The organism is Nostoc sp., assembly GCF_035638895.1.
In the GTDB taxonomy this organism is placed as follows: Bacteria; Cyanobacteriota; Cyanobacteriia; order Cyanobacteriales; family Nostocaceae; genus Nostoc.
Window position 1 is genome coordinate 1 of sequence record NZ_DASQZC010000717.1, and the last position, 8,782, is coordinate 8,782.

Below are 8,782 nucleotides of genomic sequence, written 5' to 3' on the forward strand. Positions count from 1 at the left end.
GGCTTTATTGCGTCGTTCCGGTTCCCAAACCTATGAAACCACCACTGGACGTTTAACCGTCGCTGATTTAGAACTCGATTGTGAAAATCAAGTAGCCTATCGCCAAGGAAGAATAATTGAGCTATCGCAAAAAGAAAGCCAATTGCTGCAATACTTTATGGAACACACTGGCCAACTAATGACTCATGCCCAGATTATGGAAAATTTGTGGCAAGAGGAAGAACAACCGAGTAGTAATGTGATTGCGGCATTAATTCGTTTGCTGCGCCGTAAGATTGAGGTAGGTAAAGAAACTACACTGATTTATACAGTCTATGGCAAAGGCTATCGTTTTGGTGCTTCCTCAATGGAGTCAGTTTAGCCACCTGTTTTTAACTCACAAAGATTCGGTTAATTGGTTAGGAGAATCATTGATATTTTTCAGTCTTTGCGACTTTAATTCCTGTCGAAGTTTATTGTAGAGGGATGAATCCACAGGCATCATAATCTGTGAAATTTCCTTCCAGACACCAAGCTGATTATTTGCACCCATATCTTCCATGAGTTGCTCAATATAACGCAAGGAAAACGAGTTTATACATGTCGCCTTCGCTACAACATTATTGTATTGAGTTTTGATCCAATCTGTACATTAACTAATTATTTGTCAATTTAACAAAATATTGTCACAATATTCTAAATATCCAAAACCCTAATATAGCAAGGATTATATCAGGGTTTTTCCTATTTAAGACAGTTATACCCATCTAAGCCGATATTCACTAATTAGATGTCAAATACCAGATATTTCACAATTTAATTGTCACTTCCCAAAAACCTGGAAAAATCATGAGTTTTTATAAATTAACAAATTATTTGTCAACTGAATAGTATAATACAACTATGTTTTGATAAAACGCTGTATGCAAGATGCAGAATTCTCTACAACCTCTACGACTTGGGCAAGCTCCGCAGATGTTAACAACGATCTTGCTGAAGCAAACGTTATAGTTTCTAAACTTTCAGATGAAGCTTTGCTGAAAATGGAGGTGATTCAAAGTCTTTTAGAAAATAGCGATCGCACTACATATAGTCAAAAGCTCAAGGAAGCAGCAGAAAAGCTTGGTAAGTCAGTACGTACAGTGCGACGGCTCGTAGACAAATGGGAACAGGAAGGTTTGGCTGGACTGGCACAAAATCAACGGGTGGATAAAGGGAAGCATCGAGTTCATGAAAACTGGCAAGAGTTTATTTTGAATACATATAAGGAGGGTAATAAGGGAAGTAAAAGGATGACTCGCCAGCAGGTATTTATTAAAGCTAGGGCCAGAGCTGATGAACTGGGAGTTAAGGCTCCTTCCCACATGACGGTTTACCGAATTTTGCAACCGTTAATAGATAAAATTGAGCAAGCTAAAAGTATTCGCAGTCCGGGTTGGCGTGGTTCGCGGCTATCAGTTAAAACCCGTGATGGAAAAGACTTGCAAATAGAACATAGTAACCAAGTTTGGCAATGCGACCACACCCTTGTTGATGTTTTATTAGTAGATCAGCATGGCAAAATTCTTAGTCGTCCTTGGTTAACAACGGTTATTGATAGCTATTCGCGCTGCATTATGGGGATTAACTTGGGCTACGATGCACCAAGTTCTCAAGTTGTAGCTTTGGCCTTACGTCATGCAATTTTGCCCAAGCAATATGGTTCAGAATATGGGCTTAATGAAGAATGGGGTACTTCTGGTTTGCCGCAACACTTTTATACGGATGGGGGTAAAGATTTTCGTTCCAACCATTTGCAGCAAATAGGAGTGCAGTTAGGGTTTGTTTGTCATTTGCGCGATCGCCCATCTGAAGGTGGTAGTGTTGAGCGTCCGTTTAAAACTCTAAATACAGAATTATTCTCAACTTTACAAGGATATACAGGTTCAAACGTTCAAGAGCGACCAGAGGAAGCGGAGAAAGAAGCTTGCTTAACGTTGCGGCAGTTAGAGCAAATGTTGGTGCGTTACATCGTTGATAACTATAACCAGCGACTTGATGCTCGAATGGGCGACCAGACAAGATTTCAACGCTGGGAATCTGGTTTAATTGCTTCCCCTGATTTACTTTCCGAGAGGGATTTGGATATTTGCTTAATGAAGCAAACACGGCGACAAATTCAACGCGGAGGATATCTGCAATTTGAAAACTTAATGTATCGAGGTGAACTCTTAGCGGGTTATGCAGGGGAAAGTGTTGTGTTGCGATATGACCCTAGAGACATCACAACGATTTTGGTTTATTGCATAGAAGGGGATAAAGAGGTATTTATTGCTCGTGCTTATGCTCAAGATTTGGAGGCAGAAGAACTATCTCTAGATGAAGCAAAAGCTAGTAGCCGCAAGGTCAGAGAAGCGGGTAAAGCTGTGAGCAATCGCTCAATTTTGGCTGAAGTTAGGGAACGCGAAACATTCCCAACTCAAAAGAAAACTAAAAAAGAGCGTCAGAAAGTAGAACAGGCTGAGGTCAAAAAATCTAAACAACTTATACCTGTTGAGCCAGAGTCATCAGTAGAGGCAGTATCTATTGATAGCGAACCTGAGCCAGAGATGCCGGAAGTTTTTGATTACGAACAAATGCGTGAAGATTACGGATTTTAGAAAATGACTTCAAAAGAAGCCCAAGCAGTCGCCCAACAATTGGGCAATATTCCCGTTAATAGTGAAAAATTACAGGCGGAGATTCAACGATTAAATCGTAAAGGTTATGTCCCACTTGAACAAGTGCAAATGCTCCATGATTGGCTGGAAGGAAAGCGCCAATCAAGACAATCTGGGCGTGTCGTAGGTGAGTCGAGAACGGGTAAAACAATGGGTTGTGATGCCTATAGGCTTAGGAATAAACCCTCTCAAGTTGCAGGAAAACCCCCAACTGTACCTGTGGCTTATATCCAAATTCCCCAGGAGTGCGGTGCTAAGGAGTTCTTTGGGGTAATTATGGAGCATTTGAAATATCAAGTAACTAAAGGAACAGTGGCAGAAATTCGAGATAGAACACTGCGGGTTCTTAAAGGTTGCGGGGTAGAGATGTTAATTATTGATGAAGCTGACCGCTTTAAGCCAAAAACTTTTGCGGAAGTGCGTGATATTTTTGACAGGTTGGAAATAGCAGTGATTTTGGTCGGAACTGATCGCTTAGATGCAGTAATTAAGCGCGATGAGCAGGTTTACAACCGTTTTCGGTCTTGTCACCGTTTTGGAAAGATGTCAGGGGAAGATTTTAAGCGAACGGTGGATATTTGGGAGAAGCAAATACTGAGATTACCAGTTGCTTCTAACCTTTCGAGTAAGACAATGTTGAAGACGTTAGGGGAAGCAACTGGAGGTTATATCGGTTTGATGGATATGATTCTCCGAGAGACTGCAATTCGGGCTTTAAAAAAGGGACTGCAAAAAATTGATTTGGAAACTTTGAAGGAAGTAGCTGTTGAGTACAAGTGATGGAAGTAGAAAATATTAAGCCTTGGCTGTTTAGAGTTCAACCATATCAAGGAGAAAGCCTAAGTCATTTTTTGGGACGCTTTCGACGGGCAAATGATTTAACCCCTACTGGGTTAGGTAAAGCAGCAGGACTTGGGGGTGCGATCGCACGTTGGGAAAAGTTTCGGTTTAATCCCCCTCCTTCTCGGCAGCAGTTGGAAGCATTGGCTGTTGTAGTGGGGGTTGATGTCGATAGGTTAGTGCAGATGTTACCACCTGCTGGCATGGGAATGAAAATGGAGCCGATTCGATTATGTGCTGCTTGTTATGTTGAGTCGCCTTGTCACAAAATTGAATGGCAGTTGAAGGTGACACTGGGATGCGATCGCCACAAATTAAGTTTGCTTTCAGAATGTCCTAACTGTGGGGCAAGATTTAAAATTCCAGTGTTGTGGGTCGATAGTTGGTGTCAAAGGTGTTTTACGACATTTACTGATATGGCACAGTGTCAGAAGCATTGTTGAATGATAATTAAATATTATGAAGCACCGTTGGACTTCTCACCACAATTTACGCTTGCTATCAGAATATTCAAAAGTCGTGGGAAGGTGTAATATTCGGGGTTATTAGTGGATGGAAAGATCATAAATTATTAGTACTACTTGATTCTTCGCTTTTCCAACAGATTGTATGAGTCGGTCAACCATCAAGTATTCTCTAAAAAAAATTAATAAATAGCTATGTGCAATACTTTCTTCTCTGCAACAGTTATCGTTTTATCGAAAAGGTTACTTGAAAACGTAAGGTCATCTGTGAATTTCCTAAAAGCAGTATTGTAAAAACTACGAATAATAAAGGATATGAAGGTACTCGGTGAGATTGGGGAATAAACAGGTATTCTACAATTTTCAAACTGTCCCAAAGTTAGATGGCATTTGGGGTGATCTAATTCTTTATGATTGTCTGGATCATAATCGAATCTAATTGGTACTGGTAATATATTTTTTGCTATTATATCTGCATATATTTCGTCTGCTTCATAAATAGTAGGCTCATTCTGGAAAACTTCTAAAAATGGTGATGGTAAAAAGGCAAGCCTATGTGAAATCAATTCGGATTGTTTATAAGTATACAAAAGTTGTATTAACGCACCATCAATCATTTTGAAATTGTAGTTTTTACCTCTGTCTAGTTCATTATATATGTTCTTATAATCAATATTTTTCAGTGCTATTGAGAGATTCTGCATACCAGAATATGCAATTTCATAACTATCTCTACCAAGAGATGTAGATGAGGGAAAATTTTGTTGTTCGCATAAACTAACTTCTATTAGTTTTTGAGTAATGTATTCAATTTGTCTATAAATTTCTTGATGACTAGTCATTTTAAAATAGTTGATTTTTTAATTTTTCTATTAATTCTGGTGACAAATCTTCTTTCTGCATAATACCCTTCTCTAAATCCTCAACAATATCTTTTAAATTTCTTTGGTTCTGAATTCTACGCTCACGCTCTTTAGGGCTTATATCTCTATTGATAACATTCATTCTTATTCGTTCTTCTGCTGTAGGATAAGTAAATTGAAGAACAAAGTTTCTTCTTCTCACTTCTTCAAATTCTTTCACCAAACCCCTCATGTCTTCGCCATACCCCAATACTCTTAACCAAGCTTTGCTTCTTGTCATGGCAGTAAACAAGATATTTCTTTTTCTGGAAAGCTCTGTACCAGAGAAGCATTCATGAGCATTTATAACATATATCATCGCAGCTTCATTTCCCTTTGCTCTATAGATACCTGTGAAAGTAACTGCTTCTTCACTAAAAAAATCATCGCGGGAATTTGTGACTCCGGCTAGATTAGAATTAATCTTTTTTTCAAATAGTAAAGCCCTAGAGCTTCCAACGGCATCTTTAGTTGTAAACGGGTTAGAATGAATAATCATTATGTCATCATACTTTAATTCATCTTCCCTAATATTCTTCTCTATTTCCTTGACTAACCATTCATTTTGTTCGTGGTTATTATTAAAGGACTTAAATATAATTAAGTCATCAATAGGTGAGTGAGATTCGAGAAACATTGGACTAGTATTGCTAGTTCTAGTAAGCTTTACAGCCTTTCCATCTTCTAGATTTCCTTCTTCTAATTCATAACCAATATCTCTCCATAACCCTGCATCATCAAACATCTGGATTAATCCTTCATTTCTATATATTCCAAAACCCAAAGCATGTGCAGAAGTTAGGAGTGGGCGAGAATTTCTATAGCATTTCTCTAATATAATGTCTTGTTTTGGTTTTCCTGATCTGTTTTGAAGTTGAACATATGGATTACCGTAAGTATCTTTTCCAAAGATTTCTTCTGGTGATCCCATTGTCTTATTACTTAGACTTTGTAACTCATCATATGCATAGACTAGTCTTTTCGGCTGCTTCAGAATTTTGTAACAAAGTTGCAGGAAATGTTTAGAAAAATCTTGTGCTTCATCAACTAGTATGGCATCATAATACTGCTCAAAGCTGTGGATTTTATCGAGTGCTTCTTCACAAACTTTGTCAAATTCTTGACCAGATACATTAGTAAGATTTTTTGCTGCATTTAAATCTCTGAATTCAATATTATGTTTTTTACATATTTCATAATAAATTCCTTCCGTTGAGGGACTTCCCCAAGCGTGAATAATTTTTATTTTTTCCCAGTCCGGCTCTTCACTCGTATGTTCAATACTAAAAGTGTTAATAAAGTGTTTAAACTGATTTTTAAGAGAGCGAGTATTAAAAGTAACAGCAATATTCCAATCAGGATGTTTTGCCTGTAAATATGCAACTTTAAGAGCTAGAACTATAGTTTTACCTGAGCCAGCAAGTCCTCTAATTCGCTGTACACCTTCTACAGTTTCAAGCACAGCAGCACTCTGATTATTATCTAGATTGGCGATAGAATCTTCCAGTTTCTGAAGTTTTGCACCTCTGGAATCTTCTCGTTGAATATAGCTACGCTGCCTTCTTTTTCTTATAGTAGTTATAGCTTGTATGACTGAGCTAAGGCTTTCAAAATACTGGTTTTGTTCCCATTCACAAGATTTTAAGTACTCTTCTAGGGCAGGCTCATTAGTTATGATGGGATAGCCTTCTGAAACATTATTTGGTATATTACTCAATACAGGTGCAAATGTTACAACACTGATTGGCACCATTAGTTTCCTTTTTTTAACCAGAGTTGTATGCTGAAGTAGTTTTGATTCAACTTTGGTTGCACTTTCATCTTGTGTCTTTTCTATATCTATGTCAGTATTAGTTCCCTCAATAATATTGAAAATAACAACGCCATGCTCTCTGGATAATAAAAGAGCATCAATTTGATAACCACCTTGAGGCGTTCCTATTATTGGGTATCCCAGATATAAGCTGCCATCTATATCGTGTCTCCTCTCAAAGTAATCAGCTAGCCTTCTAGATGAAACTGGCTTATTATCTACATCACCTCGAATAACATTAACCATTAGATGTTGCTTTACCTAAAGTATCTACCTCTATTATCTTTCAATTTGAAGTAATCGTCCCGTGCTATTTCATATCTTTCGATGTTCCTGCAAATCGCATTTGAGTAAAGCTGAATCATGAGTTGAGTCTCATTATCAAATGTGCGATCGCACTTTCCACGCCAAACTCTACAGCATTAAGCGATCGCCTCTCTCTAGCTAACGCAGTCATCAGGGTAGATGTTGTAGCAATTCCAGAGTTTTTAAGCGATGGAGGAAAATTGGTTAGCCATTGAGTAATACCATACATATTTTTATTAGTAACGAAAAATTATATATTTTTGTGATACTGCTTGCCGATACTTTCGCTGGTAACAAAACTCAGTGTTTGTTCAATCGACTTTAGCGCTGATTGAATATCTGTACTCAGAGCATCTGCCTCAGCTTTAATCACAGTCACACCCTTACCAACTTCCGTCAGGGATTTTTTTATAGTTCTGATTCATCCCAAAGCGGTGCGGATTTGCTGAATCTGTTGTTCAACAGCAGTCACATCCAGTTCGAATTCAAAGCTACGCAATTTATTTAACCTTTGTTGGATCACCAACAAGCGGATAGCAATGATTAAAAATGGATGGGTTGTGGCGATCCAATAACCTGACTCAGAAACTCCCTCTGCCCAATTGCCACAAAATTGAATGGCAGTTTAAGGTAACGCAAGGGTGCAATCGCCATAAATTACATTTACTTTCGGAATGTCCTAACTGCGGTGCAAGGTTTAAAATTCCAGCTTTGTGCATAGATGGACATTGCCAGAGGTGTTTTATGAGATTTACAGAGATGGGAAATTATCAAAAATCTGTAGAATTTTGACACATTTTTTCAACTTTTTCCAAATGCGATCGCTCTTAATTATTTTTCTAAAGGTTATAGATTGCGCCATTCTGAGCTAACCACTGCTTTCGCTCAAGATAATCTGGTAGAATACGCTCCACCCTATGCCAAAATGCAGTGCTGTGATCAGGTTCAATTAGATGCACTAATTCATGAACTGCCAAATACTCAATCATTGTTCGTGGTAGCATTGCTACTCGCCAGTGAAAATATAAATCCCCCGCAAGAACCCCAACGATTCCCTAACTCACGTACTTGTACTGAACGAGGCGAAGTAGTAACTCGTTTAATCAGTATGGCAATTTGTTGTTCTGCAATTGACTGAAGGTGTTCCCGATACCACTTAATAAAGTGTTCTCGACCTTGAGCTTGTGCTGGGCGTTGTAGCTCAAAGCGGCTTTAATATAGTCTCAGAGATGGCTGTTGTTGAACTCCATCTACTACTTTGAGGCGATAGCTACGTCCTAGATAATAAAAACCTTCACCTGATACGTATTCTTTAACACTAGCTGGTGGATTTAATGACTCTTTTTTTAAAAGTTTACTGTAAATCCAGTAACGTTTCTCGCTGACAATTCTTTCTAATGTTTCTATTGGTACTTCTGGGGGAGAAGCTAAGACTAATTTACCGTCACGTTCGACGGTAATACCTACGGTGCGGCGTTTGGAACTGTGGCGAATTTCAAAACTCAGGTCGCCAAAGGTTATGCTTGTCATGCCATTAAATTATCACGATTTCTCCTAGCTAGTTGGACTAATTTATCGGCGATTTCTTCGAGTTGGTTGTAACTCACTAAATCACGCTCGTCCAAATAGCCGGCTATCCACCTACTTACAGCAATTTGATATCAAACCCGCCACAAAGATAGTAAAGTGTAAAAATGTAAAGAATAATATTTAAAGATGGCAGCATATTCAATTGACTTACGACAAAAGATATTGAGTGCGTGGCAAAACAAAGAAGGC

9 protein-coding genes and 1 pseudogene are annotated in these 8,782 nt (G+C 38.4%); 5 read left to right on the forward strand and 5 right to left on the reverse strand.

Translation table 11 applies throughout. The features are described 5' to 3' along the window. Positions 1 to 361 (forward strand): winged helix-turn-helix domain-containing protein (locus tag VE944_RS33935; RefSeq protein ID WP_324988174.1); only part of this gene is annotated, 361 nt, incomplete at its 5' end. Between the two features lie 15 nt (positions 362 to 376). Here VE944_RS33935 and VE944_RS33940 read toward each other — a convergent pair. After that, positions 377 to 541 carry a hypothetical protein gene (locus VE944_RS33940; protein ID WP_324988178.1) on the reverse strand — a complete coding sequence of 55 codons (165 nt, stop codon included), beginning with the start codon at positions 539 to 541 and terminating at the stop codon, positions 377 to 379. A gap of 361 nt (positions 542 to 902) precedes the next feature. Between VE944_RS33940 and VE944_RS33945 the strand changes: the two genes are divergently transcribed. Genes VE944_RS33945 through VE944_RS33955 form a run of 3 tightly spaced genes read left to right on the forward strand, consistent with a single transcriptional unit; the run spans position 903 to position 3,961 of the window. Further along, on the forward strand, positions 903 to 2,618 hold the full coding sequence (locus tag VE944_RS33945) for a Mu transposase C-terminal domain-containing protein (protein WP_324988181.1): 1,716 nt from the start codon (positions 903 to 905) through the stop codon (positions 2,616 to 2,618). A gap of 3 nt (positions 2,619 to 2,621) precedes the next feature. Continuing rightward, positions 2,622 to 3,458, forward strand: a complete 837-nt coding sequence (locus VE944_RS33950; protein WP_324988184.1) for a TniB family NTP-binding protein — start codon at positions 2,622 to 2,624, stop codon at positions 3,456 to 3,458. Then, positions 3,458 to 3,961, forward strand: coding sequence for a TniQ family protein (locus VE944_RS33955; RefSeq protein WP_324988186.1), 504 nt, complete (start codon positions 3,458 to 3,460; stop codon positions 3,959 to 3,961). The genes VE944_RS33950 and VE944_RS33955 overlap by 1 nt, the downstream gene beginning before the upstream one ends. A gap of 203 nt (positions 3,962 to 4,164) precedes the next feature. On the opposite strand, the gene VE944_RS33960 is transcribed toward VE944_RS33955, so the two are convergent. Beyond that, positions 4,165 to 4,824: a DUF2290 domain-containing protein gene (locus VE944_RS33960; RefSeq protein WP_324988189.1), complete on the reverse strand. Its 660-nt coding sequence runs from the start codon at positions 4,822 to 4,824 to the stop codon at positions 4,165 to 4,167. 1 nt (position 4,825) lies between these two features. After that, positions 4,826 to 6,943, reverse strand: coding sequence for a DEAD/DEAH box helicase (locus VE944_RS33965; RefSeq protein WP_324988192.1), 2,118 nt, complete (start codon positions 6,941 to 6,943; stop codon positions 4,826 to 4,828). A 122-nt stretch (positions 6,944 to 7,065) separates the two neighbouring features. Here VE944_RS33965 and VE944_RS33970 point away from each other — a divergent pair, with 122 nt between their 5' ends. After that, on the forward strand, positions 7,066 to 7,218 hold the full coding sequence (locus VE944_RS33970) for a hypothetical protein (protein WP_324988195.1): 153 nt from the start codon (positions 7,066 to 7,068) through the stop codon (positions 7,216 to 7,218). Between the two features lie 35 nt (positions 7,219 to 7,253). Here the strand turns inward: VE944_RS33970 and VE944_RS33975 are convergent, their stop codons facing one another. Together VE944_RS33975 and VE944_RS33980 are read right to left on the reverse strand one after the other, a co-directional pair. Further along, the gene (locus tag VE944_RS33975) at positions 7,254 to 7,382 is read right to left on the reverse strand and encodes a hypothetical protein (protein WP_324988198.1); all 129 of its coding nucleotides are present in this window, start codon (positions 7,380 to 7,382) and stop codon (positions 7,254 to 7,256) included. A gap of 460 nt (positions 7,383 to 7,842) precedes the next feature. After that, positions 7,843 to 8,533: pseudogene (locus tag VE944_RS33980) on the reverse strand (M48 family metallopeptidase). Positions 8,534 to 8,782: the final 249 nt, after the last annotated feature.